Consider the following 15,750-nt stretch of genomic DNA (forward strand, 5'->3'; position numbering starts at 1 on the left):
CGTCTGACATCAGGCCTTGACGTGGGCCTTGATGTAGTCGATGGCGGCCTGCACGGTGCTGATCTTCTCGGCTTCTTCGTCCGGGATCTCGCACTCGAATTCTTCTTCCAGGGCCATCACCAGCTCGACGGTGTCCAGCGAGTCAGCGCCCAGGTCATCGACGAACGATGCGCTGTTGGTGACTTCTTCTTCCTTGACGCCAAGCTGTTCGACGACGATTTTCTTGACGCGTTCTTCGATGGTGCTCATGGGATCTCGCTCCAGATGGAGTTGTGGTTCAAAAGTGGTCGCCATCAAGGGCGATGGCCGTGGGATAGTGTAGTGGAAACCGGCGCGGCCTTGCATTGCAGCAAAAACCTCCGCAGATCAACCACTTGCGGCGCAATCCCTGCGCCCCTTGCTTACGGCATGTACATGCCGCCGTTCACATGGAGGGTTTCGCCGGTGATGTAACCGGCAGCCGGGCTGGCCAGGAACGCCACCGCATGGGCGATGTCCTCCGGCGAACCCAGGCGTTCGAGGGCGATGTCGTTGATCAGCGCGGTACGCGCTTCTTCCGGCAACGCCTTGGTCATGTCGGTGTCGATGAAGCCGGGTGCGACAACATTGACGGTGACGCCGCGCGAGCCGATTTCCTTGGCCAGCGACTTGCTGAAGCCGATGATGCCGGCCTTGGCGGCCGCGTAGTTGGCCTGGCCGGCGTTGCCGGTCACGCCCACCACCGATGCGATGTTGATGATGCGGCCCTTGCGCGCCTTCATCATGCCGCGCATCACCGCCTTGCTGGTGCGGAACACGCTGGTCAGGTTGGTGTCGATGATCGACGCCCAGTCCTCGTCCTTCATGCGCATCAGCAGGTTGTCGCGGGTGATGCCGGCATTGTTGACCAGGATCGAGATCGGGCCGAATTCCTTGGCGATGCCATCGAGCACGCTGTCCAGCGCAGCGGCGTCGGTGACGTTCAGCGCGCGGCCGTGACCGCCGTGGGCGGCCAGGCGCTCACCGATCGCGGCGGCGCCGGATTCGGTGGTGGCGGTGCCGATGACGGTGGCGCCCTGGGCGGCCAGCAGATCGGCGATGGCGGCACCAATGCCACGGCTGGCACCGGTGACCAGTGCGATTTCACCCTGCAGGGGCTTGCTCATGTTGTTTTCCTCAGACGGGAGCGGCCGCCGCACCGTGCCGCTTGCAGCGGCCACCGGTACGGTCGGCAGGAAACAGGGAAGGTCAGGCCGACCATGCCTCGCGGGCGGCTTCAAAGTCGCCCGGCGTGGCCAGAGGACGGCCGTCGATGGCCTTGTCGATGCGCTTGACCAGGCCGGTCAGCACCTTGCCTGGGCCGCACTCGGCGATCTGGGTGATGCCACGGGCGGCCAGCGCCTGCACGCAACCGGTCCACTGCACCGGCTGGTACAGCTGCTGGACCAGCGCGGTGCGGATGGCGTCCACGCCGTCGTGCACCTGGGCATCGACGTTCTGCACCACCGGCAGCTGCGGCGCCTGCCAGGACAGGCCGGCCATCACTTCGGCCAGCCGGTTGGCGGCTTCGCGCATCAACGGGGTGTGCGAGGGTACGCTGACGGCCAGCTTGACCGCCTTGCGCACGCCCTTCTCGGCCAGCAGCGCCAGCGCACGGTCGACCGCGTCGGCGTCGCCACCGATCACGATCTGGCCCGGCGAATTGAAGTTGGCCGGCACCACCACCTGGCTGCCTGCGGCTTCGGCGCAGACATCCAGCACCAGCTGGTCTTCGGCACCGAGCACGGCGGCCATGGCACCGACACCGGCCGGTGCCGCTTCCTGCATCAGCTGGCCACGCAGGCGCACCAGGTGCGCGCCGTCATGCAGGCTCAGCGCGCCGGCGGCAACCAGGGCGGTGTACTCGCCCAGACTGTGGCCGGACAGCACCGACGGGCGCGGACCGCCCACGGCGTTCCAGGCGCGCCACACACCAATGCTTGCGGCCAACAGGGCCGGCTGGGTGTATTCGGTACGGTTGAGCATTTCCTCCGGGCCACCCTGGGACAGCGCCCACAGGTCGACGCCGGCACCATCGGATGCCTCGGTGAAGGCTTCACGCACCTGCGGGTGCAGTTCGGCCAGCTCGGCCACCATGCCCACAGACTGCGAGCCCTGGCCGGGGAAGACAAAAGCGAGGGTGGATACGGTCACGCGGTCATCCGCTTGCTGCAATCGAAGCGGGCCATGATAAGGGGGAATCCGCTGTGTCGTCTGTACGTGCGCGTATGCAGGCGTATGGAGGGCGGCCGGGCAAGCGCAATGGGGTCGCAATGGGGTCAGATCCCTTTTCCGCAGGAAAAGGGATCTGACCCCGATCAGCCATCAGCAGAACAGCTGCAGCACGTCCAGATCGCCGTCGGCGAGGAAATCCACGCACAGGCCCACCAGCAACAGCACGCCAGCAGTGCTGGCACCGTGGGTGATGAAGATCGAATGGGCCAGCGCGCGTGCTGAGCGGCCCAGCTTCATGCAGACCCTGGCCAGGCTGCGCAGGCGGCCACTGACCGCATGCACGTGCTCGCGCACCGGCGCCTGGACCTCGCCCATCGCCTCGGCCATCATCGCCTGCAGATGTTCAGGGCGATCAGCGTAGTACTTGGCCACGCCATAACCGAACATCAGCCAGTCGCGGGCCTGCGCTTCGGACAGGTCCATCACTTCCAGCGGATCTTCCTCGAAATCGATGAAGCCGACCTGCTGCCCATCCCAGGTGAGATTGCGCGGCAACGGCTGGCCGAAATAGGCGCCGCGCGCATGCGCTTGGGCAATGGCCTGCATCGCCGCCATCACCAGCCGATCACGACCGGCCTCATCCGCTTCACGCAGGCAGGTATTGAACGAGCTGCCGTTGTCGCCGATCACCAGCGCGGCATGGCCGGTGCCCAGCACGTCCGGCACGTTCACGCCTTGCGCCTGCAGCTCTGCAAGGCGGCGGGCCTCGGTTTCGCGCGCGGCGTCGCCGCCACGGTGCGGCGGCGGGCGCAGGGCGTCGAGATGGAAACGACGGGCAACAAAATTGAGCAGGCCCAGGGCCAGCGCCCGGCTTCCCTTGCCGTACTGCTTCAGCCAGGCACGTTGCCCTTCGATGACGATGGGCTCAACCATGACAGGTCCTCCTTAAACGCGTTACGGCCCCGAAGGGCCGTAACGACAAGACTTCACATTGTCGTAACTTGCACTATCAATAGCGCAGCAGGGCCGAACCCCACGTGAAGCCACCGCCGAAGGCTTCCAGCAGCAGCAGCTGGCCGCGCTCGACCCTGCCCGACCGCACGGCGGCATCGAGCGCCAGCGGCACTGAACCGGACGAGGTGTTGCCGTGCTTGTCGACGGTCACCACGACCTGGTCCATCGACATGTCCAGGCGCTTGGCGGTGGCTTCGATGATGCGCAGGTTGGCCTGGTGCGGAATCAGCCAATCCAGGTCGGACTTGTCCAGGCCGTTGGCGGCCAGGGTCTCGTCCACGACCGAGTCCAGCGCCTTGACGGCGTACTTGAACACGTCGTTGCCCTTCATGTTGATGGTGCCACCACCGTTGGCGCCGTCCTTGAAACCGCTCGAGACGCCAACCGGGTTCCACAGCAGTTCCTTCTTGCTGCCATCGGCATGCAGGTGGGTGCTGAGGATGCCGGTTTCTTCGTCGGCCTTGAGCACGACGGCGCCGGCGCCATCACCGAACAGCACGCAGGTGGTGCGATCGTTCCAGTCGACCATGCGGGTCAACGTTTCGGTGCCGATCACCAGCACGTGCTTGCAGTCGCCGGAGCGGATGAATTTGTCGGCCACGCCCAGCGCGAACACGAAGCCGGAACAGGCTGCGTTGACGTCGAAGGCGGGGCACCCGGCCACACCAAGCTTGGCCTGGATCAGGCACGCGGTGGACGGGAAAATAAGGTCAGGGGTGGTCGTGCCGACCACGATCATGTCGAGCTGCGAGGCATCGATGCCTGCGGCTTCAAGCGCGCGCAGGGCGGCGTTGTAGCCAAGGTCGCTGGTGGTTTCGCCTTCGGCCGCGATGTGCCGTTCACGAATTCCGGTGCGCGACTGGATCCACTCATCCGAGGTTTCGACCATTTTTTCCAGGTCGGCATTGGTCAGGACTTTCTCCGGCAAATAGCTACCGGTGCCCGCGATCCTCGAATAGATCCGCTTGCTCATCATGTTTCCTGTTGCGCGGGCCACCGATCACCGGCACGCCCGGGAAAGAAGGCAAAGGCCGCTGCCCGGAGGCAGCGGCCTTCCCGGCACATCAATCTTCTTCGACGGCCGAGGTCTTGGTCTGGATGACCTTCTTGCCGCGGTAGAAACCATCGGCAGTGATGTGGTGACGCAGATGCACTTCGCCGGTGGTCGGGTCGGTCGACAGCTGCTTGGCGCTCAGGGCGTCATGCGAACGGCGCTGGCCGCGGCGGGACGGGGTAACACGGGATTTCTGGACAGCCATGGGATTGCTCCAAACTCGGTTCGTTTTGCTTCGTCGTTTCGTCGCACAGGACGCCAGCGCCCAGCACACTTTTCGCTTTCGCCGCAGCCGCCGACGACAACCGGCTGCTATTGTTTCTTCAATGCCGCCAACGCCGCAAACGGGTTGGCCTTCTTTGTTTCTTCTTCGCTCGGTGCCCAGTCCTGATCGACTGCCTCACCGTCGGGCGACAGCGGCACCACAGGCACCGCCAGCACCAACTCGTCCTCGACCAGGTCCAGCGGACGCAGCTGGCCGTCTTCCGGCACCAGCAACGCCTCGTACTCCTCCGGCAGGGACGATTCCTCGTCCTCGTCGCGGATCAGGCCAAGCCTCTGGGTCACCTTCACCGGCAACAGGAATCGCTGCATGCTGCGCTGACACGTCAGCGGCAACGCGGTGTCGATGGTCAGTTCCACATAGGATACCCGCAAGACGTCGTCGCGACCGAATTCAAGCGAGTAGACACACTCGCCGTCGGTATCTGCGACCAACCCCTGCAGGCGGGTCAATTCAGCCAGGGAGACCTGACCGTCGAAGCGCCTTCGCGCTACAACCATCCGCCAGGCATCCAGCGTTTCGGGCACGTTCGCGGACATAAGCCGCTGAATACTAAGGATCGCACCGCCCGCTGTCAAATGCCCGCCATACAGGACTTGCTGCTGGCGTTGCCGGCGGGCCAGACTGCCGCGCCCTGCCTCGGTATTCTCGCATGTCACTGGTCCTGGCCTCCACCTCCCGCTACCGTCGCGAACTGCTGCAACGGCTGGGCCTGCCCTTCGACTGCGCACGCCCGGAGGTGGATGAAACACCGTTGAACGGCGAGGGCCCGATGGCCCTGGCCACGCGCCTGGCCGCCGCCAAGGCGGCCGATGTCGCCGCGCGCCATCCGGGTGCCTGGGTGATCGGCTCGGACCAGGTGGCCGACCTGAACGGCCAGCCGCTGGGCAAGCCTGGCACGGTCGAGGCGGCCTATGCGCAGCTGGTGGCGATGTCCGGGCAGACGGTACGCTTTCACACGGCAATCAGTCTCAGACGGGATGGAGAATCCCTCGCCGCCCTGGATCTGACCGAAGTGCACTTCCGCGCGCTGGACTCGCAGGAGATCGCCCGCTACGTCGCCACCGAGCAGCCACTGGACTGCGCCGGCAGCTTCAAGTGCGAGGGCCTGGGCATCAGCCTGTTCGAGGCGATCGACAACCGCGACCCGACCGCGCTGGTCGGCCTGCCACTGATCGCGCTGTGCGGCCTGCTGCGCAGGGCCGGATTCGCGGTGCCGTGAACGGTAGAGCCGAGCCCATGCTCGGCTGCTTTTTTCGAGGCTGCCTGCCATCTGAATCGGACGCAGCCGGGCATCGGCTCGGCTCTACAGGACCAGAGGACCTCAACGAACCTCGAACGGTTGCTCCTGCCACGCCTCCACGCTGCCATCGCGCCCGTGCAGGCGCAGGCCGAGCCAGTGCCGGCCCGGCGCCAGCGTAGTGGTGTCCAGCGACGCGTCGAAGCCCACCGCCGGATGCTGCGGATCGGTACTGTCCGGCCAGGCGGGGCGAATGTCGAACACGCGCCCGTAACGCGCGTCACCGATCGAGCGGCCATCAACCAGCACTTCAACCCGCGCCAGCCCGACCCCATCCTTGAATGCCCAGCCCTTGATGGCGAGCGTTCCGGAGACCTTTTCACCGTTGGACGGCGCATCCAGCCAAGCCATTGAGGGCGTTACGCAGGCCCCCTGTGCACGCTTGGCCGGCAGCCGGAACAGCAGGAACCGCTGGAAGCCATGATCGCTGCTGACCACGCGTGGCGCCGGCAACGGCCCCACCTGCTCGCAGATGGTGTGATAGCGCGCCAGCAGGTCGCGGTAGCGCTGGTCACTGGGTGACAGCACCAGCAGCATCGGCACACTGCGCGGGCCTTCGTGCAGCAGGTCCCACTGCGCCAGCTGTGCGGTGCGCCCATGCTTGTCGTTGAGCGGATGTGGCAACACCTCGATATCGCCATTGCCCAGCTGGAAGCCCAGTTCGGCACCGACCTTGAAGTTGCCCGCCAGGACACGCGTACCCGGTGGCATCTGCCGCAGTTCGTCACGCACCGCCACGGCCAGTGGCTGCCAGCCGGCAAAGTTGCGCGGGTAGTACTTGCTGCCGGCCATCTGCTCGCGAAGTGCCGGCGTGGACGCCATCAGGTAGTAGCCGAACGCCAGCACGGTACCTGCAGCGGCCAGCCACCAGCCGGTACGGCGCAACCAGCGCGGCCAACCGTTGAGGACCACCGGCACGGCCACCAGCAGCGCCAGGTAGCCTGGCAGCGGCCAGTGGAAACTGATCCGCTCGACATCGGTGAAGAAGCCCAGCAGGAAGATGCCCAGCGTCGACACCCCGCCCACCAGGCCGAAATAGCGCCACTGCACCCGCGCCCCACCGCCACTGCGGGTACCCGCGAGGGCGACCTTCCACATCGCGATGCACAGGATCGGCGTCACCAGCATCGGCTGGATCACCAGGAACCACAGCCCATCCCACTCGAACGTCCACGGGTGGCGCTCGACCACCTGGAACTTCAGGCCGGCGTCGTGGTTGTCGGCATTCCACGCCAGCAACGGCAGCCAGGCCAGCACGCCCACCGCCAGCGCCACCCATACGCGCGGGTCGGCCAGCATGCGACGGCCCTGCGGCAACGCCAGCAACGCAATGAAGCCGACACCGATGACACCAATGAAACGGTAGTGGCTGAGCGCACCGATCAGCAGGCCCAGCGCCAGCTTCATCGCCGAGGACGCGTCCACGCTGTGCAGCAGGCGTGCACCTGCGTGCAGGCAGATCACCGCCGCCAGCGCCATCGGTACGTCCGGCACGGCCAGCAGGCCCAGCGTGGCCGACAACGGCATCAGCAGCGTCAGGCTGCCCGCCTGCCAACCGGCCACGTTGCCGAACCAGCGCGTAGCGATGCGCACCACCAGCAACGGCAGCAGCGCACCGATGGCCAGGAACGGCAGGCGCAGTGCGAGTACGTGATGGCCACCGATCTCCACGCCCAGGCGTGCAAGCCAGGCGGTCAGCCCCGGCAGGTCGGAATAGGCAGCGGCCAGGTGCTGGCCTTCCTGCCAATAGAACGCCTCATCGACGAACAGCGGCAGGCGCGCAGCCACCACCAGCTTGGCCGCTGTGATCAGCGTCCATAACCAGAGAAATATTGTCCGCGCGCGCTGTTCGCCTTGCATTGCTCTATGGATAATCGAGTGGATTCCAGACCTGAGACGATCATGCCAGCCTCGTCCCCCAATCCCAGCATGCTAACCGATCAACTGCGCCAGGCCCTGCGGGAGGCACAGGATCAGGTGAACGCACTGGTGCTGGGCAAGGTGCCGGAAGTCAGGCTGGCCTTTGTCGCCCTGCTTTCTGGCGGCCACCTGCTCATCGAGGATCTGCCTGGGCTGGGCAAGACCACGTTGGCGCATGCATTGGCCAGCAGCCTCGGCCTCAGCTTCCAGCGCGTGCAGTTCACCTCTGACCTGCTGCCGGCCGATGTACTTGGCGTTTCGGTGTACGAGGCCGGCAGCCGCCAGTTCCAGTTCCATCCCGGCCCGGTGTTCACCCACGTGCTGCTGGCCGATGAGATCAATCGTGCACCGCCGCGGACACAGAGTGCGCTGCTGGAAGCGATGGCCGAGCAACAGGTCACACTGGATGGACAGACACATCCACTGCCCGACCCGTTCTTCGTGATCGCCACGCAGAACCCGGTCGACCTGTCCGGTACCTTCCCGTTGCCGGATTCGCAGCTGGATCGTTTCCTGCTGCGCCTGGCGATGGGCTACCCCAGCGCGCAGGCCGAGCGCGAGCTGCTGCGCGGCACTGATCGCCGCGACCTGATCGCACGCGCGCTGCCAAAGCTGGACGACACCCAGGTGCGTGCATTGCGTGAAGCGGTTGACCAGGTGCATGCCAGCGACGCGCTGATCGACTATGTGCAGGCGCTGCTGACCCGCAGCCGACACCATGCCGGCGTGCGCGTAGGCCTGTCACCGCGCGCGGGACTGGCCCTGCTGCGTGCCGCCAGGGCACATGCGCTGCTGCTCGGCCGCGGGCATGTGGTGCCCGAAGACGTGCAGACCCTGTTCGTGGCGGTGGCCGGCCATCGCCTGGTGGCCGAAGCCGAATCCAGCTCCGGGCCGGCGCTGGCGCGGGCGATCCTGCAGACCGTCGCGGTGGACTGAAGGTGGCCACACGCTGGGCACGCATGCAGCTGCTGGCACGCCCCCGCAGGCCCGAAGCCCTGCCGCAGCGACTGGACCGCCATCGCATCTACGTGCTACCAACCCGCTTCGGCCTGTTCGTCGCCACCCTGCTGTCGGCGATGCTGCTGGGCGCATTGAACTACAACAACAACCCGGCCCTGCTGCTGGCGCTGCTGCTGGCCGCGGCAGCGATCGCCAGCGCCATCGCCGCGCACCTGCAACTGTCCGGCATACAGATCGATGCAATCTCCGCCGAACCAGTACCGGCCGGGCATCCCCTGCGCCTGCGCGTGGACCTTTCGTTGCGCGACCCGCGCGCGCGCCACGGGCTGCACCTGCAGCTGGGCGCAAGCGAGGCCTGGGTTGCACTGCCTGCACACGGTCGCGGCGAAGTGGAGCTGGATGTTCCCAGCGAGCGCCGCGGCTGGCTGGAACTGCCCCGCATCCGCCTGTCGAGCACGCAGCCGCTGGGACTGGTGCGGGCATGGTCGTGGGTGTGGCCGGAGCAGCCGCTGCTGGTCTACCCGCTGGCCGAGGCACTGGCACCGCCGCTTCCGGAACGTGGCAACGACCCACTGCACACCCGCGCCCATGCCAGTGGCGATGAGCTGCACCAGTTGCGCCCCTATCGTGCCGGCGATGCCCCGCGCAGCATTGCCTGGAAACACTCGGCGCGCCGCGACAGCCTGCTGGTACGCGAATACGAGAAGCCGATCGGCATCGAAGTGGTGCTGGACTGGCGCACGCTGGCGGCGCTGGGCCATGAAGCGCGCATCGCGCGACTGGCACGCTGGGTCGACATGGCCGAGCGCGAAGGCCGTCGCTATACGCTGCTGCTTCCGGCCCATCCGCCGTTGGGGCCCGGCCAGGGCGCCAGCCACCACCACCTGTGCCTGCGCGCACTGGCATTGATGCCCCATGACTGAGCCTGCCGTCCTGCTCGACCGCAACGCCCGCAGCTGGACCCTGGCCAGCGCAGCGCTGGCGCTGCTGCCACTGCTGCTGCAGCTGCCACCGGTGCTGGCCAGCGTGATCGCGATCACTGCGGTGCTGACCGCTGCGCTTTCGTGGCGGCGGGTGCTGCCGATGCCGGTTCGCCTGGTGCTGGTGCTGGCCATGCTTGCCACCATCGTCTGGCAGATGGGCATGGTGCGGCCGGGCCGCGATACCGGCTGCGCATTGCTGGCGGCGATGCTGGCGATCAAGTCCAGCGAACTGCGCAACCTGCGCGATGCGCGCAGCCTGCTGGGCTTCGCGTTGTTCTCGCCGTTCGCCGCCTTCCTGCTCGACCAGGGGCCGTTGACCACCGGGCTGGCAGCGCTGGCCGCAGTTGCCGCACTGCTGGCCCTGCAACGCCTGGCCCTGGACGAGGGCCACAGCCCTCGACTGCCGCTGCGCGGACAACTGCGTGGTGTCGGCCGCCTGCTGGGGATCGGCCTGCCACTCGCGCTGGCCTGCTTCTGGCTGTTCCCGCGCTTGTCCACGCCGCTGTGGGGCGTACCCGAGCGAGCGGTGGGCACACCGGGCCTGGCTGACAGCATGGCGCCGGACCAGTGGCTGGACCTGATGGCCGACGACACCCCGGCGTTGCGCGTGCAGTTTTTCGGCGCGGTGCCCGAGCCTGCGCAGCGCTATTGGCGCGGCCCGGTGCTGACGTCGTTCGACGGCCACCGCTGGAGCCGCGATCGCGCGACGGCCGGACGCCCCGCACCGGTGGTCGAAACCGCCGCACAGGGTTGGGACTACCAGATCGACTACGAGCCCACCGACCGTCGCCTGCTGGTGGCACTGGACCTGCCCAGCCGCGCACCGGAGGGCAGCAGCTTCGATGCCGACATGAGCCTGCGCAGCGACCGCACGCTGTCCGCGCTCAGCCGCTGGCGGTTGCATTCGGCGCCGCCGCAACGGTTCGACACCGATCTGTCGCCCTACCTGCGCCGCGCGGCGCTGCAGCTTCCGCCGGGCTTCAATCCGCGCACCGCCCAGCTCGCGCGGCAATGGCGGCAGGAGGCCGGCAGCGATGACGAGGCCATCGTCCGCCGTGCGCTGCAATGGATCACCCGCGACTTCTCCTACACGCTGGATACACCGGTGGCGGGGCGCGATCCGGTCGACGATTTCCTGTTCAACTACAAGGCCGGCTTCTGCCAGCACTTCAGCTCGGCCTTCGTAGTGCTGATGCGCAACGCCGGCATTCCGGCCCGGGTGGTGACCGGCTTCGCAGGCGGTACCCGCAACCGCATCGGCGACTACTGGGTGGTGCGTCGCATGGATGCCCACGCCTGGGCCGAAGTCTGGCTGCCGCAACGCGGCTGGGTGCGGGTCGACCCGACCGCGGCCGTGGCACCGGAACGCATCCTGGACACCCTGGACGACCGCCTGCGGGCCGGCACCGATACCCCGCTGCAACAGCGCTGGCTGCAGCTGGGGCAGATGGGTGACTGGCTGCGGCGCGGCTGGAACGACCTGGTGCTGTCCTTCGATGCACGCCGCCAGCAGCAACTGCTCAAGCCGTTCGGGCTGGATGACCTCGGGCCGGCGCAGCTGGTGACCGGATTCGTGGTCGCCGCCCTGCTGGCACTGGCGTGGATGGCCTGGCTGCTGGCCCGCGGCGAGCGCGAGCGCGACCCGCTGCTGCGCGCCTGGCACCGGCTCGGGCGGCGGTATGCGCGCCTTGGCCTGGCCCGCGAACCGCACGAAACCGCACAGGACTGGGCACAGCGGGTTCACCGGCAGCGACCCGACCCGACCCTGCTCGCGCTCAGCCAGCGTTTCGCCGACGCGCGCTACGCTGGAACTTGCACCGACCTCGCTTCATTATTGCGGGACCTGCGCAGGCATCGCCCGACTTCCGGAGCCTCCCCATGAACACCAAGTTCCTCCTCACCGCTGTGGCCACGCTGGCCCTGTCGGCCTGCGCCACGGCCCCCAAGCCGCTGCAGGGACAGTTCAGCCTGGTTTCCCCGCGCGACTCGGTCGCCACCCAGCAGGTCGGTACGCCGGTCCGATGGGGCGGCCGCATCATCGAGACCAAGCCCGGCCAGGGCGAGACCTGCTTCCAGATGATCTCGCGCCCGCTCAACGCCAGTGGCCGCCCGAACACCACCTCGTCCGACGCCAGCGACGGCCGCTTCATTGCCTGCCGCGCCGGTTTCTACGACCCGGCCGTGTTTGAAGCCGGGCGTGACGTGACCTTCATCGGCAAGATCGACGGCTACCAGAACACCCGCATCGGGGACTACGACTACCGCCTGCCGAAGCTGTCGGCCGATGTGATCTACCTGTGGCCGGAACAGCGCCAGGTCGATGTGGTGCCCTACCCCTATGGCCCGTGGGGCCCGGGTCCGTGGGGCCCGTACTGGGGTGGCTACGGCCGTTGGGGCTGGTGGTGATCGCCACCCAGCCCGCATGATCGGAAAAGGCCGCCTTCGGGCGGCCTTTTTCATCCACGCATGCGTGGACAGGGCTTCAACGCCCCGGCGTACCGAAATGCCCCAGCGGCGCGCCGGCCAGCAGGTGCATGTGGATGTGGAACACGGTCTGCCCGGCGTGCTCGCGGCAGTTCATCACGATGCGGTAGCCGTCCTGCGCGAAACCCTCGCGGCGCGCGTATTCGGCAGCGGCCAGGGCCAGCTTGCCGACCAGGTGCGCCTGCGACGGCTGCAGGTCGTCCAGGGTCGGGATGATCTCGTTCTTCGGAATGAACAGTACGTGCACCGGCGCCTGCGGTGCGATGTCCTTGAAGCCCAGCACCTCGTCGTCCTCATAGACGATGGTGGCCGGGATCTCGCGACGGATGATCTTGCTGAAGAGGGTTTCGTTGCTCATGGTCGGCCTCGGCGGGAGTGTCTTCCGCATTGTAGGCCGGCCGCGCCGGGCGATGCCCGGGTGGTGCTCAATCAAGGAATTCGCTGCGCGTCCCGAACGCGTGCGACAGCGTGCCGCGGTCAACGTATTCAAGCTCGCCGCCAAGCGGCAGGCCCTGTGCCAGCCGGCTGGGCTGCACCTTGCGCGCGCGCGCCAGCTGCGCAAGGTAATGCGCGGTGGCTTCGCCTTCGACGGTGGCACTGGTGGCGATGATCAGCTCCTGTACCTCACCTTCGGCCAGCCGCTGCTCCAGCTGCTCCAGGCCCAGCTCGCGCGGGCCGACGCCATCGAGCGGCGACAGCCGGCCCTGCAGCACGAAGTAGACACCGCGAAAACCCGTCGCGTTCTCGATCGCGAGACGATCGGCCGGCGATTCGACCACGCACAGCTGGCTGCGCTCGCGGCTGCTGTTGGCACAGGTCGGGCACAGCTCGGTTTCGCTGAAGTCGCGGCACTGTGCGCAGTGGCCGATACGCTCCACCGCCAAGGCCAGCGTTTCGGCCAGGCGCTGGCCGCCTTCGCGCTCGCGCTCGAGCAGGTGGTAGGCCATGCGCTGCGCCGTCTTCTGGCCTACGCCAGGCAGCACCCGCAGTGCGTCGATCAATTGTTCAAGCAGGGGTGCGGACACGGCGGCGTGCTTTCATGGCGTCGAGCAAGCTCGACAGCTACGTGGAGAGTCGAGCCATGCTCGACCAAGGGTTGCAGCGGGCGCCTGCAGCGACAGGCGCCCCGCCAGAAATCAGAACGGCAGCTTCATGCCCGGCGGCAGCTGCATGCCGGCGGTGGCCGAACCCATCTTCGACTTCGACTCGGCATCGATCTTGTTCGAGGCATCGTTGAAGGCGGCGGCGATCAGGTCTTCCAGCATCTCCGGGTCACTGGCCAGCGACGGGTCGATGCGCACCTTGCGGCATTCCTTGGCGCCGGTCAGGGTCACGCTGACCATGCCACCACCGGCACTGCCGGTCACTTCGATCCTGGCGATTTCTTCCTGGGCCTTCTGCAGGTTTTCCTGCATCTTCTGGGCTTGCTGCATCAGTTGGGCGATATTGCCGCGCATAGTGTCTTACTCGTCAAAAGTACGGATGGAATCGGAAACAACCCGGGCACCGTGCTGTTGGATCAGCACCTGCACTTCCGGGTCATCCATGAAAACGGCCTCTGCCACCTGCTGCCGCTCGCCACGCTGGCGGTCGGCACGCTGATGCAGGGTCTCGGCCGGAACGTGTTCGGTTTCCACGGTCTCGACCACGATCTTCGGCGCCTGGCCCAGGGCCTTTTCCAGCATCTCGCCCAGGGCGGCCAGCGCGCGCTCCGAGCGCAGGTATTCAAATCCGGGCGAAAGGCCCAGTTTCAAGGTCCCGTGCTGGCAGCTGATGAAGGCGGCATTGGCGGCCAGCTGGCGCGACGGGCCGCTGAGGCCGCTGTTGGCGACCAGATCCAGCCAGTCTTCGGCAGTGGCCAGCTCGCTGACACCTTCCTGCGGCGTGGCGGCATGCGCCGGGGCCGGTTCGGCCGGCGCAATGGCAATACCTTCGGCGCGGAACGAACGCTCCGGCGGCGCAGGCTCGCCTGGATCCGCGGCGGGAGCCGGCGGTTCATGCCAGGGCGCGACCATGGCGGCATCCGGGCCGGCCATCTCGGCCGCCAGAGCCCCATCCCGCGCCTCGGCTTCGTCGGTGGCCCACGGCGGCAGGTCATCGCTTGCCTCTGCAGCGATGGCAGGCGCCAGCGCCTCGGCCTTCACCGGCGGCGGTGACACGGGCTCTTCCACCGGAACCGGCTCGGGTTCAGGCGTCGGATCCGGCTCCGGTTGCGGGGCCGGCTCGGGTTCGGGTTCAGGTTCGCGCGGTGCAGCCGCCGGAGCGGCCACCTGCGCCGCCACGGCCGGGCTGGCCGAAGCGACGGCAGCAGCCGGCGTCGCTTCATGGCTTCCGGCATGGGCGCCACCACCGGCAGCGTTGCCACCCGGCGTGCAACCCACCGCACCGTCGACGGCCTTCGGCACCGGCGGTACCGCTGCGGCCGGGCGGAACGCCAGCATGCGCAGCACGGCCATTTCAAAGCCGGCGCGCGGGCTCGGCGCCAACGGCAGGTCGCGTCGGCCATTCAGGGCCATCTGGTACCAGAGCTGCACCACTTCCGGGCGCAGGCGCTCGGCGAATGATGCGACATCCAGGCCTTCCGCGACGGCGGCACCCGGCACCAGCTGCTGCACCTGGATGCGGTGCAGGCCTTCGGCGAGCGCTTCCAGCACGCCACTCCAGTCCGGCGAGAATTCGGCCAGCGCGGCCACCACCTGCAGCAGGCGCGGGCCATCACCCTCGGCCAGCGCATCCAGCATCGCTGCCACCTGGGTCCGGTCCACGGTACCCAGCATGGTGCGCACCACGTCCTCGCGCAGCGCGCCGCCGGCATAGGCGATCGCCTGGTCCAGCAGTGACAGGCCGTCACGCAGGCTGCCATCGGCGGCCTTGGCCAGCTGCACGATGGCGCTGCCGTCGGCCTCGATCTCTTCCGCCGCCAGGATGCGGGTCATCTGGCCCTGGATCTGGTCTTCGTCCAGGCGCTTGAGATTGAACTGCAGGCAGCGGCTGAGCACGGTGACCGGCAGCTTCTGCGGGTCGGTGGTGGCCAGCAGGAACTTCACGTGCTCCGGCGGCTCTTCCAGCGTCTTCAGCAGTGCGTTGAACGCCGCCTTGGACAACATGTGCACTTCGTCGATCAGGTAGACCTTGTACTTGCCGCGCGAGGGCATGTACTGCGCGTTCTCGATCACCTCGCGCACGTCGTCCACGCCGGTGTTGGACGCGGCGTCGATTTCCAGCAGGTCGATGTAGCGACCGGCGTCGATGTCCAGGCAGGCGGCACACTGGCCGCACGGATCGGCGCTGGTGCCCTGCTCGCAGTTCAGCGACTTGGCGAAGATGCGCGCGATGGTGGTCTTGCCCACGCCACGGGTACCGGTGAACAGGAACGCGTGGTGGACCCGGCCGCTGTCCAGCGCATTGCTGAGCGCACGGACCACATGCTCCTGGCCCACCAGCTCGGCAAAACGCTTCGGACGCCACTTGCGGGCAAGGACGAGATAGGACATCAGGCCACCGTTTTCCATCGGATGTTCCATTGTGCCATGCCTGTCCAGCCCCCTCGCCAACAATG

Annotated in this window: 17 protein-coding genes; 5 read left to right on the plus strand and 12 right to left on the minus strand. The window is 67.3% G+C overall.

Going from position 1 to position 15,750, the window contains the following annotated elements:
- Nucleotides 1-9: 9 nt before the first annotated feature.
- The 7 genes from acpP to AC5P7S_RS07240 form a co-directional block, all read right to left on the minus strand.
- Complete coding sequence (gene acpP, locus AC5P7S_RS07210) at nucleotides 10-249, minus strand: acyl carrier protein (protein ID WP_005415509.1); 240 nt, start codon at nucleotides 247-249, stop codon at nucleotides 10-12.
- Between the two features lie 152 nt (nucleotides 250-401).
- Nucleotides 402-1,145, minus strand: a complete 744-nt coding sequence (fabG, locus tag AC5P7S_RS07215) for a 3-oxoacyl-ACP reductase FabG (RefSeq protein ID WP_005408312.1) — start codon at nucleotides 1,143-1,145, stop codon at nucleotides 402-404.
- Between the two features lie 82 nt (nucleotides 1,146-1,227).
- Nucleotides 1,228-2,172, minus strand: a complete 945-nt coding sequence (fabD, locus tag AC5P7S_RS07220) for an ACP S-malonyltransferase (protein ID WP_005415507.1) — start codon at nucleotides 2,170-2,172, stop codon at nucleotides 1,228-1,230.
- 171 nt (nucleotides 2,173-2,343) lie between these two features.
- Nucleotides 2,344-3,126: a BUD32 family EKC/KEOPS complex subunit gene (locus AC5P7S_RS07225; protein ID WP_095377031.1), complete on the minus strand. Its 783-nt coding sequence runs from the start codon at nucleotides 3,124-3,126 to the stop codon at nucleotides 2,344-2,346.
- Nucleotides 3,127-3,202: 76 nt separating this feature from the next.
- Nucleotides 3,203-4,180 carry a beta-ketoacyl-ACP synthase III gene (locus AC5P7S_RS07230; protein WP_014036188.1) on the minus strand — a complete coding sequence of 326 codons (978 nt, stop codon included), beginning with the start codon at nucleotides 4,178-4,180 and terminating at the stop codon, nucleotides 3,203-3,205.
- Nucleotides 4,181-4,271: 91 nt separating this feature from the next.
- Nucleotides 4,272-4,466 (minus strand): 50S ribosomal protein L32, encoded by a 195-nt coding sequence (gene rpmF / locus AC5P7S_RS07235; RefSeq protein ID WP_005408308.1) that lies wholly within the window; start codon nucleotides 4,464-4,466, stop codon nucleotides 4,272-4,274.
- Between the two features lie 107 nt (nucleotides 4,467-4,573).
- Nucleotides 4,574-5,083 (minus strand): YceD family protein, encoded by a 510-nt coding sequence (locus AC5P7S_RS07240; protein WP_005415504.1) that lies wholly within the window; start codon nucleotides 5,081-5,083, stop codon nucleotides 4,574-4,576.
- Nucleotides 5,084-5,196: 113 nt separating this feature from the next.
- Here AC5P7S_RS07240 and AC5P7S_RS07245 point away from each other — a divergent pair, with 113 nt between their 5' ends.
- On the plus strand, nucleotides 5,197-5,766 hold the full coding sequence (locus AC5P7S_RS07245; protein WP_095377032.1) for a Maf family protein: 570 nt from the start codon (nucleotides 5,197-5,199) through the stop codon (nucleotides 5,764-5,766).
- A gap of 102 nt (nucleotides 5,767-5,868) precedes the next feature.
- On the opposite strand, the gene AC5P7S_RS07250 is transcribed toward AC5P7S_RS07245, so the two are convergent.
- Complete coding sequence (locus tag AC5P7S_RS07250) at nucleotides 5,869-7,704, minus strand: glycosyltransferase family 39 protein (RefSeq protein ID WP_095377033.1); 1,836 nt, start codon at nucleotides 7,702-7,704, stop codon at nucleotides 5,869-5,871.
- Nucleotides 7,705-7,746: 42 nt separating this feature from the next.
- On the opposite strand from AC5P7S_RS07250, the gene AC5P7S_RS07255 reads away from it, so the two are divergent.
- From AC5P7S_RS07255 to AC5P7S_RS07270, 4 genes are read left to right on the plus strand one after another with little or no spacing between them, the layout of a single operon-like run.
- On the plus strand, nucleotides 7,747-8,700 hold the full coding sequence (locus tag AC5P7S_RS07255) for an AAA family ATPase (RefSeq protein WP_005415501.1): 954 nt from the start codon (nucleotides 7,747-7,749) through the stop codon (nucleotides 8,698-8,700).
- Between the two features lie 23 nt (nucleotides 8,701-8,723).
- A complete protein-coding gene (locus AC5P7S_RS07260; RefSeq protein ID WP_053499582.1) occupies nucleotides 8,724-9,647 on the plus strand; it encodes a DUF58 domain-containing protein in 924 nt (307 codons plus the stop codon).
- Nucleotides 9,640-11,589, plus strand: coding sequence for a transglutaminase TgpA family protein (locus AC5P7S_RS07265; protein WP_095377035.1), 1,950 nt, complete (start codon nucleotides 9,640-9,642; stop codon nucleotides 11,587-11,589). Before AC5P7S_RS07260 ends, AC5P7S_RS07265 begins: the two co-directional genes overlap by 8 nt.
- Nucleotides 11,586-12,113, plus strand: a complete 528-nt coding sequence (locus tag AC5P7S_RS07270) for a Slp family lipoprotein (protein WP_005415498.1) — start codon at nucleotides 11,586-11,588, stop codon at nucleotides 12,111-12,113. The genes AC5P7S_RS07265 and AC5P7S_RS07270 overlap by 4 nt, the downstream gene beginning before the upstream one ends.
- Before the next feature lie 76 nt (nucleotides 12,114-12,189).
- On the opposite strand, the gene AC5P7S_RS07275 is transcribed toward AC5P7S_RS07270, so the two are convergent.
- From AC5P7S_RS07275 to dnaX, 4 genes are all read right to left on the minus strand, one after another.
- The gene (locus AC5P7S_RS07275; protein WP_005415497.1) at nucleotides 12,190-12,549 is read right to left on the minus strand and encodes a histidine triad nucleotide-binding protein; all 360 of its coding nucleotides are present in this window, start codon (nucleotides 12,547-12,549) and stop codon (nucleotides 12,190-12,192) included.
- Between the two features lie 67 nt (nucleotides 12,550-12,616).
- Nucleotides 12,617-13,216, minus strand: a complete 600-nt coding sequence (gene recR, locus AC5P7S_RS07280; RefSeq protein ID WP_095377036.1) for a recombination mediator RecR — start codon at nucleotides 13,214-13,216, stop codon at nucleotides 12,617-12,619.
- A 111-nt stretch (nucleotides 13,217-13,327) separates the two neighbouring features.
- Nucleotides 13,328-13,648 carry a YbaB/EbfC family nucleoid-associated protein gene (locus tag AC5P7S_RS07285; RefSeq protein ID WP_010483846.1) on the minus strand — a complete coding sequence of 107 codons (321 nt, stop codon included), beginning with the start codon at nucleotides 13,646-13,648 and terminating at the stop codon, nucleotides 13,328-13,330.
- Between the two features lie 6 nt (nucleotides 13,649-13,654).
- Entirely contained in the window at nucleotides 13,655-15,703 is a 2,049-nt protein-coding gene (gene dnaX, locus AC5P7S_RS07290) for a DNA polymerase III subunit gamma/tau (RefSeq protein WP_095377037.1), read from the minus strand.
- Nucleotides 15,704-15,750: the final 47 nt, after the last annotated feature.

Source organism: Stenotrophomonas sp. YJH_SMC_32, assembly GCF_059369975.1.

What these genes read in the sequence shown, in the direction of transcription:
- rpmF (WP_005408308.1), bottom strand. Translation starts at nt 4,466, where the DNA reads ATGGCTGTCCAGAAATCCCGTGTTACCCCGTCCCGCCGCGGCCAGCGC.
- AC5P7S_RS07260 (WP_053499582.1), top strand. Translation starts at nt 8,724, where the DNA reads ATGCAGCTGCTGGCACGCCCCCGCAGGCCCGAAGCCCTGCCGCAGCGA.
- AC5P7S_RS07255 (WP_005415501.1), top strand. Translation starts at nt 7,747, where the DNA reads ATGCCAGCCTCGTCCCCCAATCCCAGCATGCTAACCGATCAACTGCGC.
- fabG (WP_005408312.1), bottom strand. Translation starts at nt 1,145, where the DNA reads ATGAGCAAGCCCCTGCAGGGTGAAATCGCACTGGTCACCGGTGCCAGC.
- AC5P7S_RS07285 (WP_010483846.1), bottom strand. Translation starts at nt 13,648, where the DNA reads ATGCGCGGCAATATCGCCCAACTGATGCAGCAAGCCCAGAAGATGCAG.
- AC5P7S_RS07250 (WP_095377033.1), bottom strand. Translation starts at nt 7,704, where the DNA reads ATGCAAGGCGAACAGCGCGCGCGGACAATATTTCTCTGGTTATGGACG.
- AC5P7S_RS07225 (WP_095377031.1), bottom strand. Translation starts at nt 3,126, where the DNA reads ATGGTTGAGCCCATCGTCATCGAAGGGCAACGTGCCTGGCTGAAGCAG.
- acpP (WP_005415509.1), bottom strand. Translation starts at nt 249, where the DNA reads ATGAGCACCATCGAAGAACGCGTCAAGAAAATCGTCGTCGAACAGCTT.
- AC5P7S_RS07270 (WP_005415498.1), top strand. Translation starts at nt 11,586, where the DNA reads ATGAACACCAAGTTCCTCCTCACCGCTGTGGCCACGCTGGCCCTGTCG.
- AC5P7S_RS07265 (WP_095377035.1), top strand. Translation starts at nt 9,640, where the DNA reads ATGACTGAGCCTGCCGTCCTGCTCGACCGCAACGCCCGCAGCTGGACC.
- dnaX (WP_095377037.1), bottom strand. Translation starts at nt 15,703, where the DNA reads ATGGAAAACGGTGGCCTGATGTCCTATCTCGTCCTTGCCCGCAAGTGG.
- AC5P7S_RS07245 (WP_095377032.1), top strand. Translation starts at nt 5,197, where the DNA reads ATGTCACTGGTCCTGGCCTCCACCTCCCGCTACCGTCGCGAACTGCTG.
- AC5P7S_RS07230 (WP_014036188.1), bottom strand. Translation starts at nt 4,180, where the DNA reads ATGAGCAAGCGGATCTATTCGAGGATCGCGGGCACCGGTAGCTATTTG.
- AC5P7S_RS07275 (WP_005415497.1), bottom strand. Translation starts at nt 12,549, where the DNA reads ATGAGCAACGAAACCCTCTTCAGCAAGATCATCCGTCGCGAGATCCCG.
- AC5P7S_RS07240 (WP_005415504.1), bottom strand. Translation starts at nt 5,083, where the DNA reads ATGTCCGCGAACGTGCCCGAAACGCTGGATGCCTGGCGGATGGTTGTA.